Source organism: Streptomyces sp. PL-25 (genome assembly GCF_058344915.1).
Map to the genome: position 1 here is coordinate 1,895,946 of NZ_CP136997.1, position 17,072 is coordinate 1,913,017.

General features: G+C 75.9%; 14 protein-coding genes and 1 pseudogene. 8 read left to right on the forward strand and 7 right to left on the reverse strand.

Features of this window, described 5'->3' with window-relative positions; translation table 11 throughout:
* Positions 1-74 precede the first annotated feature (74 nt).
* From R4Z62_RS08435 to R4Z62_RS08450, 4 genes are all read right to left on the reverse strand, one after another.
* Positions 75-758 (reverse strand): response regulator, encoded by a 684-nt coding sequence (locus R4Z62_RS08435; protein WP_064532664.1) that lies wholly within the window; start codon positions 756-758, stop codon positions 75-77.
* Positions 755-2,119 (reverse strand): sensor histidine kinase, encoded by a 1,365-nt coding sequence (locus R4Z62_RS08440; RefSeq protein ID WP_491519458.1) that lies wholly within the window; start codon positions 2,117-2,119, stop codon positions 755-757. The genes R4Z62_RS08435 and R4Z62_RS08440 overlap by 4 nt, the downstream gene beginning before the upstream one ends.
* A gap of 686 nt (positions 2,120-2,805) precedes the next feature.
* Positions 2,806-3,084 carry a PspA-associated protein PspAA gene (gene pspAA, locus R4Z62_RS08445; RefSeq protein ID WP_064532669.1) on the reverse strand — a complete coding sequence of 93 codons (279 nt, stop codon included), beginning with the start codon at positions 3,082-3,084 and terminating at the stop codon, positions 2,806-2,808.
* Positions 3,085-3,121: 37 nt separating this feature from the next.
* The gene (locus R4Z62_RS08450; RefSeq protein ID WP_173860815.1) at positions 3,122-3,919 is read right to left on the reverse strand and encodes a PspA/IM30 family protein; all 798 of its coding nucleotides are present in this window, start codon (positions 3,917-3,919) and stop codon (positions 3,122-3,124) included.
* A gap of 252 nt (positions 3,920-4,171) precedes the next feature.
* Between R4Z62_RS08450 and R4Z62_RS08455 the strand changes: the two genes are divergently transcribed.
* The 3 genes from R4Z62_RS08455 to R4Z62_RS08465 all read left to right on the forward strand — a co-directional run bounded on the left by R4Z62_RS08455 (position 4,172) and on the right by R4Z62_RS08465 (position 6,836).
* Positions 4,172-4,801: a DUF3043 domain-containing protein gene (locus R4Z62_RS08455; protein ID WP_078509960.1), complete on the forward strand. Its 630-nt coding sequence runs from the start codon at positions 4,172-4,174 to the stop codon at positions 4,799-4,801.
* 80 nt (positions 4,802-4,881) lie between these two features.
* Positions 4,882-5,586 carry a class I SAM-dependent methyltransferase gene (locus R4Z62_RS08460; protein ID WP_064537320.1) on the forward strand — a complete coding sequence of 235 codons (705 nt, stop codon included), beginning with the start codon at positions 4,882-4,884 and terminating at the stop codon, positions 5,584-5,586.
* Between the two features lie 209 nt (positions 5,587-5,795).
* Positions 5,796-6,836, forward strand: coding sequence for a S1C family serine protease (locus R4Z62_RS08465; protein WP_491521853.1), 1,041 nt, complete (start codon positions 5,796-5,798; stop codon positions 6,834-6,836).
* Positions 6,837-6,985: 149 nt separating this feature from the next.
* Here the strand turns inward: R4Z62_RS08465 and R4Z62_RS08470 are convergent, their stop codons facing one another.
* Entirely contained in the window at positions 6,986-7,204 is a 219-nt protein-coding gene (locus R4Z62_RS08470) for a hypothetical protein (RefSeq protein ID WP_064532674.1), read from the reverse strand.
* 173 nt (positions 7,205-7,377) lie between these two features.
* On the opposite strand from R4Z62_RS08470, the gene R4Z62_RS08475 reads away from it, so the two are divergent.
* A complete protein-coding gene (locus tag R4Z62_RS08475; RefSeq protein WP_491519459.1) occupies positions 7,378-8,589 on the forward strand; it encodes a bifunctional adenosylcobinamide kinase/adenosylcobinamide-phosphate guanylyltransferase in 1,212 nt (403 codons plus the stop codon).
* Between the two features lie 93 nt (positions 8,590-8,682).
* Here the strand turns inward: R4Z62_RS08475 and R4Z62_RS08480 are convergent, their stop codons facing one another.
* The gene (locus R4Z62_RS08480; protein WP_491519460.1) at positions 8,683-9,774 is read right to left on the reverse strand and encodes a class I SAM-dependent methyltransferase; all 1,092 of its coding nucleotides are present in this window, start codon (positions 9,772-9,774) and stop codon (positions 8,683-8,685) included.
* A 267-nt stretch (positions 9,775-10,041) separates the two neighbouring features.
* Here R4Z62_RS08480 and cobT point away from each other — a divergent pair, with 267 nt between their 5' ends.
* The 3 genes from cobT (at position 10,042) to R4Z62_RS08495 (ending at position 14,487) form a co-directional block, all read left to right on the forward strand.
* Positions 10,042-11,181: a nicotinate-nucleotide--dimethylbenzimidazole phosphoribosyltransferase gene (cobT, locus tag R4Z62_RS08485; protein ID WP_491519461.1), complete on the forward strand. Its 1,140-nt coding sequence runs from the start codon at positions 10,042-10,044 to the stop codon at positions 11,179-11,181.
* Between the two features lie 89 nt (positions 11,182-11,270).
* The gene (locus R4Z62_RS08490; protein ID WP_385489719.1) at positions 11,271-13,109 is read left to right on the forward strand and encodes a phosphatidylglycerol lysyltransferase domain-containing protein; all 1,839 of its coding nucleotides are present in this window, start codon (positions 11,271-11,273) and stop codon (positions 13,107-13,109) included.
* Positions 13,110-13,209: 100 nt separating this feature from the next.
* Entirely contained in the window at positions 13,210-14,487 is a 1,278-nt protein-coding gene (locus tag R4Z62_RS08495; RefSeq protein WP_385489722.1) for a hypothetical protein, read from the forward strand.
* A gap of 871 nt (positions 14,488-15,358) precedes the next feature.
* Here the strand turns inward: R4Z62_RS08495 and R4Z62_RS08500 are convergent.
* Positions 15,359-16,114, reverse strand: a pseudogene (locus tag R4Z62_RS08500) (hypothetical protein); the annotation flags it as partial.
* A gap of 79 nt (positions 16,115-16,193) precedes the next feature.
* Here R4Z62_RS08500 and R4Z62_RS08505 point away from each other — a divergent pair.
* Entirely contained in the window at positions 16,194-17,042 is an 849-nt protein-coding gene (locus R4Z62_RS08505; protein ID WP_491519462.1) for an adenosylcobinamide-GDP ribazoletransferase, read from the forward strand.
* Positions 17,043-17,072: the final 30 nt, after the last annotated feature.

Here is a 17,072-nt window from a genome sequence, read left to right on the forward strand (position 1 = left end):
GTACGCCTACTCCGGCCGCAGTACGCCCGGGTAGAGGCCGCTCCACCCCTGGATGTACCGAGGGTGGAGGGGGCTCAGTCCACCCGGGGGCGGACCAGACCGGACTCGTAGGCGATCACGACGAGCTGGGCGCGGTCGCGGGCGCCCAGCTTGGCCATGGCCCGGTTGACGTGTGTCTTGACGGTCAGCGGGCTGACCGTGAGGCGTTCGGCGATCTCGTCGTTGGAGTGGCCGCCGGCGACCTGGACGAGCACCTCGCGTTCGCGGCCGGTGAGCGCGTCGAGGCGGGCGGAGCGGATGGGGTCGCGGCCGTCGTCGGTGCCGTCGCCCTGGGCGAGGAAGCGGGCGATGAGTCCCTTGGTGGCCGCCGGGGACAGCAGGGCCTCCCCGGCGGCGGCGATGCGGATGGCGTTCAGCAGTTCCTCGGGCTCGCTGCCCTTGCCGAGGAAGCCGGAGGCGCCCGCGCGCAGCGACTGCACCACGTAGTCGTCGACCTCGAAGGTGGTCAGGATGACCACGCGTACCTGGTCGAGGGCCGGGTCGGCGCTGATCAGGCGGGTGGCGGCGAGGCCGTCGGTGCCCGGCATCCGGATGTCCATGAGGACGACGTCGGCGCGCCGCTCCTTGGCCAGGCGCACCGCCTCGGTGCCCTCGGTCGCCTCGCCGACCACCTCCATGTCGGGCTCGGAGTCGACGAGCACGCGGAAGGCGCTGCGCAGCAGTGCCTGGTCGTCGGCGAGCAGGACACGGATGGTCATACGGCGTCCCCCGGGGCGCGGGTGCGGGTGCGGGCGGTGCGGGGACCGGTGCCGGGCTCACCGGGGGTGCGGGTTCCGGTGGTTCCGGTGCCACCGGAACGGGCGGTGGTGCCGGTGCCGGCGGTACGGGCGGTGGTGTCGGCGGTACGGGCGGTGGTGCCGGTGTCGGTCCTGACGGGAAGGATCGCATGGACGCGGAAGCCGCTGCCGTAGCGGGGGCCGGTGGTGAGGGTGCCGCGCAGGGCGGTGACCCGCTCGCGCATGCCGAGCAGCCCGTGGCCGCCGCCGTCGGCGCCCGGGGCGCCGTCCGCGCCCGCGCCGTCGTCCAGCACGGTGATCTCCACGTTCGGTCCGACCCGTACGACGCTGACCTCGGCCGCGGCCCCGCTGCCCGCGTGCTTCTGCACATTGGTCAGGGCCTCCTGGACGACGCGGAACGCGGCCAGGTCGACGGCGGCGGGCAGCGGGGCGCCGCCGTCGGAGCGGGCGACCTCGACGCGCAGGCCGGCGCTGCGGAAGGTGCCGACGAGGTCGTCGAGCCGGTCCAGGCCGGGGGCCGGCTCGGTGGGGGCCTCGGGGTCGTCGGACTGCCGCAGCAGCCCGACCGTGGCGCGCAGTTCGTTCAGCGCGGAGCGGCCGGCCTCGCGGACATGGGCGAGGGCCTCCTTGGCCTGGTCGGGGCGTTTGTCCATGATGTGGGCGGCGACCCCGGCCTGCACATTGACCAGCGCGATGTGGTGGGCGACCACGTCGTGCAGGTCGCGGGCGATGCGCAGGCGCTCCTCGACGACGCGGCGGCGGGCCTCCTCCTCACGGGTGCGTTCGGCGCGTTCGGCGCGTTCGCGGATGGCGCTGACGAAGGCGCGGCGGCTGCGGACGGCGTCGCCGCCCGCGGCGGCCATGCCGGTCCAGGCGAAGATGGCGAGGTTCTCCTGGGCGTACCAGGGCTCGGGGCCGCCGAGCATGGCGGCCCCGGTCAGCACGGTCATGGTGGACAGGCCCAGGCGCCAGGTGGTGGGGCGGTCGGTGGTGGCGGCGACGGTGTACAGGGCGATGACGGCCGCCATGGCGACGGGGGCGCGCGGGTCGCCGGTGAGGCAGCCGGCCAGCGAGACGGCGCCGGTGACCGCGAGCACGGCGCGCGGGGCGCGGCGGCGGAAGACGAGCGCGGCGGCGCCGAGGGCCATCAGCACCAGGCTGATCGGTTCCGGATGGCGCACCGCCCAGCTGACGCCGTGCTCGCCGCGCGGCTCCACGAAGGAACCGGCGACCATGCAGACCAGGGCGCCCGCGGCGATGGCGGCGTCCAGCGCGCAAGGGTGCGCGGTCAGGCGGCTGCGCATGCGGTCGAGTCGGCTCACGCCTGCCAACGGTACGGGGCCGACACCGGACACGGGGACGCCCGACGGGAAGCGGGGTACGCTGCCGCGCCCGCGGGGTGCCGAGGGGAGAGGGCGGCGTACGGGCGGCCGGGGCCCGGCCGCCAGAACTCGCGGGCGTACGCCCGGCGCAAGCGACCGGTGGGGCGGGGCCGGGCCCGTGAGCTGGCACGGGGCCCGTGGGGCGGAGCCGGGCCCGTGGGCTGGCACGGGGCCCGTGGGCTGGCGCGAGCGACCGGTGGGGGGACGCGGAGCCCGTGGACAGCCTCAGGGCCTCTCAGGGCGCTGCGGATACGGGGCTCGGCGACCGTCGCGAAGGGCGCGCCTGCCGACCCGGCGCAGGGCGCGACGCACGGCGGCGGCGGACGCGCCGAGCGGGCCGGGGACGGGGCCCGCGAACCGGCCCAGGTCTCCTAGGCCGCTGCGGCACGAGGACCCGGCGACCGTCACACCCGACCGACCCGGCGCAGGGCTCGGCGCAAGCGATCAGCGCAGACCGGCGGTGGAGCGGTGGACCCCCCGGCCCGACCGGCACCGGGCCGCAAGCCGGGTGCGCGGACCGGTGCGCGGACCGGCGCGCGCTCGGGCGGCCGGGGGGTGGCGGGGCGGCGTGCCCGGCCCGGCGGTCGGGCCCCGCGGTCTGGCGGGGGCCGGTCGCGGGGCGGGGTTCAGTTGGGGATGAGGCCGTCGTCGCTGAGCATGGCGCGTACGTCGTCCAGGCTGGCGTCCGGGGCGGGCAGGATCAGCTCGGAGGGCTCCAGGGCGTCGTCCGGGAGGGGCTCGCCCAGCTCCCGGACCCTGGTGAGCAGGGCGGACAGGGTCCGGCGGAAGCCGGGGCCGTCGCCCTTCTCCATCTCGGCCAGGAGCTCGTCGTCCAGCTCGTCCAGTTCGGCGAGGTGGCCGTCGGCCAGCCTCACCTGTCCCTCCCCCATGATCCGTACGATCATGTCGCCCTCCTCGGCGGCGTGGCCGGGGCCACGGTGCTCACTGCTTGTCGAAGCGCGGGGTGTCCTGCGGCTGCTGCTGGGTCTCGGCCTGGCCCTGGCTGCCCTCGATGGCCTGGCGGTCCGCGGAGGAGCCGCCGGCCAGCTCGGCCTTCATGCGCTGAAGCTCCAGCTCCACATCCGTACCACCGGAGATGCGGTCCAGCTCGGCGGCGATGTCGTCCTTGGCCATGCCGGTGGGGTCGTCCAGGGCACCGGAGGCGAGCAGTTCGTCGATCGCGCCGGCGCGCGCCTGGAGCTGCTGGGTCTTGTCCTCGGCGCGCTGGATGGCCAGGCCGACGTCGCCCATCTCCTCGGAGATGCCGGAGAACGCCTCGCCGATCCGGGTCTGCGCCTGGGCCGCCGTGTAGGTCGCCTTGATGGTCTCCTTGCGGGTGCGGAAGGCGTCCACCTTCGCCTGGAGCCGCTGGGCCGCCAGAGTGAGCTTCTCCTCCTCGCCCTGGAGCGTGGAGTGCTGCGTCTCCAGGTCCGTCACCTGCTGCTGGAGCGCGGCACGGCGGGACAGCGCCTCGCGGGCGAGGTCCTCACGGCCCAGCGCGAGCGCCTTGCGGCCCTGGTCCTCCAGCTTGCCGGACTGCTGCTGGAGCTGGTTCAGCTGGAGCTCCAGGCGCTTGCGGCTGGTCGCCACGTCGGCGACGCCGCGGCGGACCTTCTGGAGCAGCTCAAGCTGCTTCTGGTACGAGTAATCGAGGGTTTCGCGCGGGTCCTCGGCCCGGTCAAGGGCCTTGTTCGCCTTCGCGCGGAAGATCATCCCCATACGCTTCATGACACCGCTCATGGGCTTCGCGCGCCCCCTTCTGACGGACTCCAGCTCACAGCTCTGCGACAGAACCCACAGTACGGGCCCTGCAACCATTACCGCACTGTTCGGGAACGGATGCGGTCATCCCCAAGGACGACTGACCGCGTTTCCGATCCGGCGTAGGGAGTAGGTGACCCCCTGTGGGCCCGGCCGGAGTGCGGACCGTCTTCCCCCTGTCCCCTGAAGACGTCCGGTGTTGCCGGATCGTTCCCCACCGGGCTGGGGTCCATGCGGGTCGAGCCCGTACCCTTGGGATTTGTGTTCCGTAGCCGTGCCAAGGAAGAGAAGGCGCCGGTCGCCGAAAAGACGACGGTGAGCATCTCCAAGCAGCCCCGTGACCCGCAGGCGCCCAAGGGTCGCCCCACGCCGAAGAGGAGTGAGGCCCAGGGCCAGCGCCGCAGCGTCGCCAACACGCCGACCAACCGCAAGGAGGCCGCCAAGCGGCAGCGCGAGGAGCGCCGCGTCCAGATGGAGCGCCAGCGCCAGGCGCTGGCCAGCGGCGACGAGCGCTACCTCCCGGCCCGTGACAAGGGCCCGGTGCGCAAGTTCGCGCGTGACTTCATCGACTCGCGGTTCAACATCGCGGAGTTCTTCCTGCCGATGGCCGTGGTCATCCTGGTGCTGAGCATGGTGCGCGTCGGCTATCTGCAGAACCTCGCGCTGCTGCTGTGGCTCGTGGTGATCGTGCTGATCGTGCTCGACTCGGTCCTCAGCGTCTTCCGGCTGAAGAAGCGGCTGGCGGAGCGCTTCCCGGACCAGAGCCGCAAGGGCGCCGTCGCCTACGCGCTGATGCGCTCCCTCCAGATGCGCCGGCTCCGTCTGCCCAAGCCGCAGGTCAAGCGTGGAGAGCGGCCCTGAGTACGACCGCTTTCTCCGGAGGCGCGGCCGACGCCTGGCTGCAGAAGCTGGGCGGGCTGCGTGACGTCGTACGGCAGGAGCTGGTCGCCCGGCAGCTCGACGAGCAGATAGCGGGGCGTTTCCCGGTCGGGCAGCGGCTGCGGGTGCTCGACGTCGGGATGGGCCAGGGCACGCAGGCGCTGCGGCTGGCCCGTGCGGGGCACCAGGTCACCGGCCTGGAGCGCGACCAGAAGATGATCGCCGTGGCGCGGGAGGCGCTGGCCGCCGAGCCCGAGGGCATCCGGGCGCGGATGCGGATCGTCGAGGGCGACGGCCAGGACACCGGGGTGCACTTCCTGCCCGGCAGCTTCGACGTCGTGCTCTGCCACGGCGTGCTGATGTACGTCGAGGAGCCCGACCCGCTGCTGGCGGGGCTGGCCCGGATGCTCGCGCCGGGCGGTCTGCTGTCGCTGCTGGTGCGCAACGCCGACGCGCTGGCGCTGCGGCCGGGGCTCATGGGCGACTGGCCGACCGCGCTGGCCGCGTTCGACTCGACGGTGTACCGCAACCGGCTGGGCCTGGACGTACGGGCGGACCGGCTCGCCGATCTGACCGCGACCCTCGCCGGGATCGGCGCGCCGCTGCACGCCTGGTACGGGGTGCGGGTCTTCACGGACACGGCTGCGGACGGCGCCGAGCCGCCGGCGGACGTGGCGACGCTGCTGGACACGGAGGAGCGGGCCGGCCGGACCGACCCGTACCGCGCGGTGGCGGCGCTGCTGCATCTGTGCGGGGTGCGGGGCTAGCACTCCCCCGGGCAGGCCGCCCCGGCCGCCCGATCGGGTGCGTCGGCAGGGCCCGGCGTCCGTCTCGGCGACAGACTCGGCTCATGGACGCTTTCCGTAGCCGTACCAGCTCCGTCAGCCGTACCAGCGGTGCCGCGCCCGGCCGTACGCGCACCCGTGGCCGTCCGTGTGTCCGGGGCCGCCGGACGGCCGGTCCGCTGGTCGCGCTCGTGTGCTGTGCCGCCGCGCTGGCCGGGTGCAGCGGTCCCACCGGGCCCGAGGAGACGGCGGCCTCCGGCGCCCCGACGCCCTCCTCGGGCGGGCGGCAGGTGGCCGCCCCGGCGGCGGCGGACGGCCTCCAGAGCGACTACCAGCGGGTGATCAAGGAGGTCCTGCCCTCGGTCGTGCAGATCCAGGCGAGCCGCGACCTCGGCTCGGGGGTCGTCTTCGACGACAAGGGGCACATCGTCACCAACGCGCACGTCGTCGGGAACGAGAAGCGCTTCCGCGTCACCACGGCGGGCAGCGAGGAGACGCTCACCGCGACCCTGGCGTCCGCCTATCCGGAGCAGGACCTCGCCGTCGTCAAGCTGGACAAGGTGCCCGACGGGCTGAAGGCGGCCACCTTCGGGGACTCCGACAAGGTCGCGGTCGGGCAGATCGTGCTCGCCATGGGGTCGCCGCTGGGCCTTTCGTCGAGCGTCACCCAGGGGATCGTGTCGGCGACCGGGCGGACCGTCAGCGAGGGGCAGAGCGGCGGCGGCACGGGGGCGACGATCGCCGACATGGTGCAGACCTCGGCGGCGATCAACCCCGGCAACAGCGGGGGCGCGCTGGTGAACCTGGACGGCCAGGTCATCGGCATCCCGACGCTCGCCGCCACCGACCCGCAGCTCGGGGGCAGCGCGGCGCCCGGCATCGGGTTCGCGATCCCCTCGTCCATGGTGAGGACGATCGCCGGGCAGATCGTGAAGTACGGCAAGGTCGTCGACTCGGGGCGGGCCGCGCTCGGCATCACCGGACGCACCGTCATCGACACCTCGTACCAGCCCGCCGGGGTCGCGGTCGTCGAGGTGAAGTCCGGTGGCGCGGCGGACCGGGCGGGGATCCGGCCCGGCGACATCATCCTCAAGGTCGGCGGCGCCGGCATCACCGACATCACCTCGCTGTCGGAGGCGCTGGCCGGGGACAAGCCGGGGCAGCGGACGAAGGTGACGTACTCCCGCGACGGCGCCGAGCGGACGGTGGACGTGACGCTGGGCGAGCAGTGAGCGGGGCGCCTCGGGCGGCCCGGCGCGGGGCCCGATGCGGGAGCCCGGCGCGGTGGCCCGGCCCCCGAAGCTCTCGTCAGCCTTCGTCCGGTTCGGCGGCGCCCCGGACCGGCCCGGAACCCCGGAACGCTCCGGACCGGCCGAAGGCCCTACGCCTGGGCCTGGTCGGCGTGCAGGCTCATCGGACCGTAGATCTCGGCGGTGTCCTCGAACAGCCGCACCTGGTCCGCGCCGCCGTCGGCCAGAGCCTTCCAGTTCTCCCCGATCCAGGACTCGGCGTCGCCCTGCGTGGTGAACTCCTCCGGCTGCACCGCGGGCTGGACCTCCGTCCCGTCGGCCGTCTCGAACCGCCACGTCCATGCCACCATGTACGCCTCCCTGATGCGAGCACACGAGTACGGGCACACGTCTGCGGGCGCACCGCGCGCCCACTGCACACACTGCCCATCGGCAGCCGGATCACGCGGATCATGATCCGGTTCCGCCCGCAGCAGCCTAGCCGGATGCGCACGACCCGCACCGGCACGGGAAAATCGGGTCCGTGGACGTGACACTGCTCGGTACCGGCGCCCCCGCGGGGCTGCCCCGCCCCCACTGCCCGTGCGCGGCCTGCGCGACGGCTCTCGGTGCGCAGGCCCGCGCCGCGACGGCGCTGCTCGTGGACGGGTCGCTGCTGCTGGACCTGACGCCCGGCGTGGCGTTCGCCGCCGCTCGGGCCGGGCAGTCGCTGGGGCAGGTGGCCCAGGTGCTGCTGTCCCATCCGCACGACGGTCCGACCGTGGAGGTGCCCGCCGGGCTGCCGCAGCCGGGCCGGGTGCCGGACGGGCGGGAGCTGGCGCTGCTGACCGGGCATCGGGTGCGGGCGGTGGCGCTGGACGCGCCGGGCACGGGGTACGCGGTGACCGGGCCGGACGGCAAGCGGCTGCTGTATCTGCCGCCGGGCGGCGCCCCGGCCGGTCTGGAGGAGGGTTCCGTACCGGCGTACGACATGGTCGTCGCGGATGTGACGGGGCGGCCGGACGCGCTGGCGAAGCTGCGGGCCGTGGGGGCGGTGGGGCGGGCGACCGATGTCGTCGCGGTCCATCTCGACCACGATGTGCCGCCGGGCCCCGAACTGTCCCGGCGGCTGGCGGCGGCCGGGGCGCGGGCGGTGCCGGACGGCAGCACGCTGGTGATCGGGGCGTACGAGAACATGGCGGCCGTACCGGACGTGCCCCGGCGCACGCTGGTGCTGGGCGGGGCGCGTTCGGGCAAGTCGGTGGAGGCCGAGCGGCGGCTGGCGGCCTTTCCCGACGTGCTGTACGTGGCCACCGGCGGCACCCGGGGCGGGGACACGGAGTGGGCGGCGCGGGTGGCCCTGCACCGGGAGCGGCGGCCGGGTTCGTGGCGTACGTCCGAGACGTGCGACCTGGTGCCGCTGCTCGCGCAGGACGGTCCGCCGCTCCTGATCGACTGCCTGTCGCTGTGGCTGACGGACGCGATGGACTCCGTGGGCGCCTGGGACGACGCCGAGTGGGCGGACGGCGGTGAACGGGCGCTGCGGGGGCGGACGGCCGCGCTGACGTCGGCGGTGCGGGCCGCCCGGCGGACCGTGGTCGCCGTCTCCAACGAGGTCGGTTCGGGCATCGTCCCGGCCACCGCCTCGGGCCGCCGCTACCGTGACGAACTGGGCCGGCTGAACGCGGCCTTCGCCGCCGAGTGCGAACAGGTGCTGCTGGTGGTGGCGGGCCAGGCGCTGCGTCTGCGCGGCTGAAGTGGCGGAAGCCGCCGGGGCGGGGCGAATCCGCGCGGGTCGGACGGGCCGGACGGGCCGGACGGATCAGACGGGTCAGACGGGTCAGACGGGTCAGACGGGTCCGGCCGTGTCGCGGCGGGCGACGAGCCGGTAGGTGTTCGAGCAGCCCGGGGTGCGGCGCAGCAGCGGGGCGAGGGCCAGGTCGAGGAGAGCGGCCAGGTCGACCAGCGGGCTGGTGGCGGCGGCGAGGACCGCGCGCAGCGCGCGCCGCGGGGTGCTGGGCGGGGTCTGCCGCCAGGGGGCGTCGGGGGCGGGCAGCAGGCGGGCCAGGGCCAGGGCGAGGGCCGCCGACAGGTCGTTCGGCGTGTGCGGGGTGCGGTGGTCGGTGACGAGGACCGTGCAGCCCGCGGACTCCAGCGCGGCGCGCAGGTTGCGCGCGGGCGGCAGGTGCAGATGGCGCGGCTGCCCGTGCGGCAGCCACCACTTGCCCAGCAGCAGGGCGAACGCGCTGCGCGGGTCGGGCAGTTCGATCAGGAGGTGGCCGCCGGGGCGCAGCGCGGTGAGGGCGCCGCGCAGCTCGGCCCGGGGGTCGGGGGCGTGGGAGAGGTGGTGGAACATGCTGACCACGTCGTAGCGTCCGCGCAGCCGTTCGGCCACGCGCGGGTCGGACAGATGCCCGATGTGCGCCTCCTCGATCCGCCCGGCCGCGCGCGCGGCCTCCACCCGGGGCGTGGGGTCGAGCCCGTCGAAGGAGGTGTACGGGAAGATCTCCCGGGCCGCGGCGGGGAAGTGGGCGTGGCCGGTGCCGACGTCGAGCCAGCTCTCCGGTTCGCCCACGTTGCGCATCAGGTGGGCGTCCCAGCGGTGCCTGCGGTGGCTGCGGCGGGCGGCGAGCACCGGGTCGGGCAGTGCCTGCGGGTCGCTCTCGTCGAAGTCGCGGTGGTAGAAGGCGAGTCCGGCCGGGGTGAGCCGGGGGTTCTGGAAGGCGTGCCCGCAGTCGCGGCACTGGTCGAGCGCGAACCTGCCCGGCTTGCGCTGGAGCAGGTCGGGCGCGCTCAGCCGGGTGCGCAGCCGGGCGGAGCCGCACCAGGGGCAGTCCGCGCGGCGCGGCTCGTGGAACCGGTCGGTGCCCTGGGCGAGTTCGGCGGCGTACCCGATGCGGCGCGGGTCGTAGACCCGCGGGGCGTACGGCAGGGGCGGCATGGTCGGCTCCCGGTGGGCGGGCGGGCGTACGGCGGGGAGCGGCCGGGGGCGGCCTCTCGTGCGGCCACTGTCGACAATTCCCTGCAAAAGGGAACGTATGGGATCCGTGTCGCGGCCGGGAAGACGCCGTACGGGTGTGCCGACGGCCCGGCGTGCGGGGGTGGCGGCGCCGGCCTGCGGGGGGTGGCGGCGCCGGCGTGCGGGGGGTGGCGGCGGCATCGGGACGTGGGTCGGTCCCGTTCGGCCGGGGCCGGTACTGTTCGGCGAATGAGCTCGCTGAATCTCGACGACTTCTCCGATCTGATCGAGCGCCCCGACGGCGGAGTGCGGCGTGACGCCGAGGCGCGCCGGGAGCGTCAGGCCGTGCCGCCCGGTGCGCTGGGCCGCCTCGACGACCTGGGTGAGTGGCTGGCCGCGGCCCAGGGTGCCGTACCGGTGCGGCCGGTCGAACAGCCGCGCGTCGTGCTCTTCGCCGGTGACCACGGCATCGCCGCGCTCGACGTGTCGGCCCGCCCGGCGGGCACCGCCGCGCAGTCGGTCCGGGCGGTGCTGGAGGGCGCGCGGCCGGTGTCCGTGCTGGCCCGGCGCCAGGGTGTGCCGGTGCGGGTGGTGGACATGGCCCTGGACTGCGAGCCCGGGGCGCTGCCCGAGGACGTCGTGCGTCACCGGGTGCGGCGCGGCAGCGGACGTATCGACATCGAGGACGCGCTGACCCCCGAGGAGGCCGAGGCCGCGTTCCGGGCCGGGGTCGCGGTGGCCGACGAGGAGGCCGACTCCGGTACGGACCTCGTGGTGCTCGGTGACGTCAGCGTGGGCGGGACGACGGCGGCGGCGGTGCTGATCGCCGCGCTGTGCGGGACGGACGCGTCGGTGGTGACCGGCCGCGGCGGCGAGGCGATCGACGACCTGGCCTGGATGCGCAAGTGCGCCGCGATCCGGGACGCGCTGCGCCGGGCGCGGCCGGTGCTCGGGGACCAGCTGGCGCTGCTCGGGGCGGTCGGCGGGGCCGATCTGGCGGCGATGACCGGCTTCCTGCTCCAGTGCGCGGTGCGCAAGCTGCCGGTGATCCTGGACGGCGTGGTCTCGGCGGCGTGCGCGCTGGTGGCGCAGCGGGTGGCCTTCCGGGCGCCGGACTGGTGGCTGGCCGGGCATGTCAGCGGGGAGCCCGGACAGGCCAAGGCGCTGGACCGGATGGCGCTGGAGCCGCTGCTCGACCACGCCGTACGGGTCGGGGAGGGCGCGGGCGCGCTGCTGGCGCTCCCGCTGGTGCGGGCCGCCGCGGACCTGGCGGCCGAGCTTCCCGAGACGGCGCCCGCCGCCGACGACGAGACCGACGGCGCCGCCGGGACCGGCGCTGCCGCCGCCGCTCCGGAGGACGAGCCCATGGACTACTCCGGCCTGGACTGACGCGCCGGGCGCGGGGAGCGGGACACGGCGCGGTGCGGCGTGACGCGCGTCCGTACCGTGCCGCGATGCCATGCATATGATCCGTATTCATGGGATATGCCCGCATTGCACCCGCCCGTTCCGCCAGTCCGGGCAGTCCGGGCGAGCGGAGTGGTCCGGGCGAGCGGAGTGGTCCGGGCGGCCGGGGCGGCGCGGCCTCGCGGCGGGCCGCCGCGGGGGCCGTCTGGTATCTGCGGGCGGTCGCGTTCGTCAACTTCCTCAGCGCGGTGTGGGTCTCCCTGGGCCAGGACGTGCGGCGGCACAACCAGGAGAACCTGTTCACCCCGTACCTGCTCACCGCCGGCTTCGCCTCCGGGGTGTTCGCCGCCTTCCTGGCCGTCACCATGCGGCGGCGCAAGCGGGCCGCCTGGATCCTGAACCTCGGTCTGAGCGCGCCGTTCCTCGGACTGTTCGCCGTCGCGATGACGCTGCCCGAGATCCGCGGCTCCGCGCAGAACTGGGTCTCGCTGATCCTCACCGCCGCCTTCGTGGCCGCCCTGCTGCTCGGGCGGCGCGAGTTCTACGCCAAGGGCGACCGCGCCAACCCGAAGCTCGCCGCCCTCGTCGCGATGGCCGGGCTGCCGGCCGCCTCGCTGCTGGCGGCCCTGCTGGTGACGGTCACCAACCAGGCGCCGGACGCGGCCCGTTCGACCTGGCCGGAGCGCTGGCACTACGGCACGCTGCGGCTGGTCTCGGTGGCCGCGCCGGAGGCCAGGTTCCCCGCAATCGCCACCCCGCCCTGGGCTGACGTCTCCGTCAACGTGCTGTCCACGGCGCTGGTCCTCGCCGTCCTGTACGCCGCCTTCCGCTCCCGGCGCGCCGTCGACCCGCTCACCGAGGACGACGAGAAGCGGCTGCGCGAGCTGCTGGACCGGCACGGCGAGCGGGACTCGCTCGGCTACTTCGCGCTGCGCCGCGAGAAGAGCGTCGTGTGGTCGCCGACCGGGAAGGCGGCCGTCGCCTACCGGGTGGTGGGCGGGGTGTCGCTGGCCTCCGGGGATCCGCTGGGCGACCCGGAGGCGTGGCCCGGCGCCATCGGGCCGTGGCTGGCCGAGGCCAGGGCGCACGGCTGGATCCCGGCCGTGATGGGCGCGGGCGAGGAGGCGGGCACGGTGTACGCGCGCCACGGCCTGGACGCCCTGGAACTGGGCGACGAGGCGGTGGTGGAGGTCGCCGACTTCACTTTGGAGGGCCGGGCCATGCGCACCGTGCGGCAGGCCCACAACCGGGTGCGGCGGGCCGGGTACACCGTGCGCGTACGGCGGCACGAGGACATCCCGGCGGACGAGATGGCCTCCCTGGTGCGGCGGGCGGACGACTGGCGGGACGGGCCCACCGAACGCGGCTTCAGCATGGCGCTCGGCCGGCTCGGCGACCCGGCCGACGGCCGCTGCGTGATGCTGGAGTGCCGCGACGCGCACGGCGCTCTGCGGGCTCTGCTCTCCTTCGTGCCCTGGGGGCCGCACGGGCTGTCCCTGGACCTGATGCGCCGTGACCGGGACGCCGAGAACGGCCTCATGGAGTTCATGGTCATCGAACTCCTCGGCCGGGCGCGGGAGGTCCGGGTCACCCAGGTCTCGCTGAACTTCGCGATGTTCCGCTCGGTCTTCGAACGCGGGGCGCGCCTGGGCGCGGGTCCGGTGCTGCGCGTGTGGCGCTCGCTGCTCGGCTTCTTCTCCCGGTGGTGGCAGATCGAGTCGCTGTACCGCGCCAACGCCAAGTACCGGCCGGTGTGGGAGCCGCGGTTCCTGCTCTTCGAGAAGAGCGCGGACCTGCCGCGCATCGGCCTCGCGGCGGCCCGCGCCGAGGGCTTCCTGACCACCGGTCCGGCGGTGCGCGGGCTGCCGGAGCGGCTGCGCCGCCGGGGGCGGCTGGAGACCCGGCGGTGAGGGCGGGGCCGCCGCGACCACCGGGATCGTTCGGACCGCCTGGACCGCCTGGACCGTCGGGGTCGCGGCAGCGGTGCGCCGGGCAAGGCGTACGGGCCTGATGGGGCGCGCCGTCCGCCGGGTCGGCGCCGAGTGGGCGCGGGTGTACGGCACCGTACGCGTCCCGCTGCTGGGGCGCGGGCCGCGTGCGGTGCCGATGACGCTGGCCGCCGTCTGCCTGACGGCGCTGCTGTACTACGCGCAGCACCGGCCGTGGGGGGACGCCCTGGCGCGGCGCACCGGTGTCGTACGGGCCGACGACCCGCTGTGGCGGGCCCTGCTGCACACCCCGCTCTCGCTGTGCGTCCCGGCGCCCGACCTGCCGGTGTGGGGCGCGCTGGCGCAGGTCCTGTGCGTGTTCGGCGTCGCCGAGGTCTGCCTCGGCCGGCCGCGCACCCTGGCCGTCGCCTACGCCGCCACGCTCACCGGCACGCTGTACGCGCGGCTCGGCCTCGCCCTGGGCCCGCACCGCCCGCTGGGCCTGCCGCCCGCCGACGCGCACGTCGTCGACACCGGCCCGTCGGCGGCCGTCGTCGGGCTCGCGGTGTACGTCGGCCTGCGCCACGGCGCGTACCTCACGGCGGGCGCGGTGACCGCGGCCATGGCCGCCGAGGCCGCCCTGAAGGACAACCTCGCGGGAAAGGAGCACCTGGCCGCGATCGCGGGCGCGGCCCTGCTGTACGCCGCCCCGGCGCTCCTGCGCCGCACCCCCCGCCGCCCACCGCCTCGCCCGCCGACGACGGCAGCGGCCGCCTGCGGCACCGCTTCCCGCGCGGGGGCGGAGACGGGGGCAGGGCCGGGGGCACGGCCGACGGCAGAACCGGGGGCCGGGGCAGGGGCCGAACCGAGGACCGGACCGGAGGTCGGATCGGGGGCCGGGCCAGGGACCGGACCGGAGGTCAGACCGGGGACCGGGCCAAGGACCGGACCAAGGCTCCGTCCGGCAGCCGGGTCAGGGGCCGAACCGAGAACCGGACCGGAGGCCGGACCCGGGACCGGACCGGAGGCCAGACCGAAGGCCAGGCCAGGGACCGGACCGGAAGCCAGGCCAGGAGCTGGGCCCGGGGCCAGACCCGAGGCCGGGCCAGGTGGCGTCACCGGTCGTGGTCCCGGAGGCCGGGTCGGCTGGGGCGGTGGATCCGGTCGAGCGGGCGGGGCGTGCGACGGGGCGGAGCCAGGGTCTGCGGCCGCGGCCGCCAAGCCGGGGCCCGGGACGGCGTCTGGGCACGGGCCCGTCATCTGGGTCCGGGCCGGGAAAGGCGCGCGGGACACCGCCGGGGCCTGGGGCAGGCCGATGCCCGGAGCGGGCCCGGCGTCCGGCCGCGTCCGTGACACCTGACCCGGCGCCGCACCACGCGCGGCAGACGCCGGGCTCCGAGTCCCTGGCCAGGACGCGTCCGGGCCAAAGCGCCCGAGCCGGACCGGCACCCAAACCGGGCCGCCTGCCCGAGCCGGGCCCACCCTGCCCTCAACCCGCGCCCGGTCGCGGTTCCGCAGTCCCGGCCGGAACTCCCGCCCGAACCAGGCCGTACCCGCGCCGGACCACGCCAGAACCAGGCCACCCGAACCAGGCCCCCGCCGCACCGCTCGCGCCGGGCCACGCCCGAGTCCGACCCCAGGCCAAGGCCCGCGCCGCACCCCCCCCCAGCCGAACCTCACCCCGCACCCGGCCCCACGACTCCGCGTCCGGGCCACAGCCTCCGCCCTGACCGGGCCGAACCGAGCCGGACCTCACCCGAGCCGGACCTCAGGACGGCGCCAGGTCCCGCCCCGGCCTCCCCCAGACCCGGTCCCGGCTCCGTGTCCCGGCCGCATCCCGCCCGAACCAGGCCGCACCCACGCCGGACCACGCCAGAACCAGGCCACCCGAACCCGGCCCCCGCCGCACCGCTCGCGCCACGTCCCGCCCAGGACCGGCCTCAGGTCCGCGCCGCACCCCCACCCGAATCTCCCGGATCTCGGCCCTTCCCCCAGCCTCGTCCCTCCCCCGGGCCCGTTCCCGGCTCCGCGTCCCGGCCGGGGGCTCCGCCCGGTTCCGGGCCCGAGGCGGGGTCCGCGCCCGGGGCGGGTTCTGTTCCCCGGGCGGATTCCACTTCTCGGGCCGGCTCCGCGCCCGGGGCGGGGTCCGTCTCCGGGGTGGGCTCCGTCTCCGGGGTGGGCTCCGTCTCCGGGGTGGGTCGCGGTTCTGTCAATGGGGGCGGGCCCGCCGTCGGGAGGGCGGGCGGGAGCGTGGTCGGTTTGCCGGCGATCCAGTCCTGGAAGGCGCGGCGGGGTGCCGTCCAGCGGCGGTCGTGGCGGTGGGCGCGGAGGGCGGCACGGGCGCGGGCGCGCGGGCGGTGGCGGTAGAGGTGCCGGGCCCAGTAGGAGCCGGGCCGGGCCAGCCGGACGGCGCCGACCAGGGCGACGAAGGGCACGATCACGCCGAAGACCGCCAGGCGCAGCTTGCCCTTGCCGAGCGCCACCAGGGAGAGGAGGAAGTTCGCGGCCACGCCCGCGATGACCGTCCCGCGGTCCTGGAGCTCGCCGGGGGTGACGTCGTTGACGCCGAACGGGGAGAACCCGGCGAGGACCAGTCCGACCAGGGCCGCGGTGAGGACGACCACCTCGACGCTCTTGCGGCCCTCCTCGGTCCAGTAGACGTCGTCCAGGTGCAGCAGGAGCGCGAACTCGTCCAGGACGAGACCCACGCCCGTACCGAAGATCACCGCGAACACCGAGGCGCCCACGCCGTGCCTGCTGCTGGTGGCGATCGCGCCGAAGCCGCCCAGGACGGCGAGGACCACTCCGGGGACGACGTGGTGGATGTGCAGCCCGCCCGCCTTGACGTTCCCGAAGGGGCCGCGGCCGGCCCGGATGAGACGGGTGATGACGCGGGTGATCAGGAAGGTGGCGACGAACGCGCCCAGGGCCAGGAGCAGGGGCAGTTTGCCGGGTTCGACGATGTTGCGGTACAGCCAGTGCCCCATGGACAGCAGTCTGCCCCGTCCGCCGGGCGGTCGCCCGCCCACCGGCCCGCCGCGTACGCCCCTCCCGTAGTCTGCCCGCGTGTCCGACCCCTCGTCCCCCTCGTCCCCCTCGTCCCCGTCGCCCGCTTCCTCCTCCCCGTCCTCTCCCCCGCCGGGCTCGTGGACGCACGGGCCGCGGTTCGCCTTCGGCACGCTGACCGTGCTGCCGGTCCGGGTGCACCGCTGGGACCGGGGGGCGGCGCGCGGGGGGATGCTGTGCGCTCCGGTCGCGGGGCTCGTGGTGGGCGTGGCCGCGGCGGGCGCCGGTCTGCTGCTGCACCTGCTCGGGGCCGCCCCGCTGCTCGCGGCCGTCGCCACCGCCGCCGTGCCCGCCGTCCTGACCCGCGGTCTGCATCTGGACGGGCTCGCGGACACCGCCGACGGACTGGGCAGCGGCAAGCCCGCCGCGGACGCGCTGCGCATCATGAAGCAGTCGGACATCGGCCCCTTCGGCGTGATCACGCTGCTGTTCGTGCTGCTCGCCCAGGTGGCCGCCCTCACCCAGGCGTACTCCGGCTCGTGGGCGCGCGGCGCCCTCGCGGCCGTCGTCTCCGCGGTCGCCGCCCGGCTGGCGCTGACCCTGGCCGCGCGCACCGGGGTGCCCGCCGCCCGGCCCGAGGGGCTGGGCGCGGCCGTCGCCGGGGTGGTGCCGGTGCCCGCCGCGCTGGGCGTGGCGCTCGCCGTCACACTGGCGGCGGGCGCGGCGGGCGCGGTCCTCGGCACGGGCACCGCCTGGCGCGCGGCCGGTGCGGTGCTCGCCGCGCTGTGCGCGGCGGAGCTGCTGCTGCGGCACTGCACGCGCCGTTTCGGCGGAGTGACCGGCGACGTCTTCGGCGGTCTCGCCGAGACGGCGGCGACCTGCGCGCTGCTCGTCGTGTCACTGGGCTGAAACGATTCCCGCCGGACCCTTCGGCCGCCC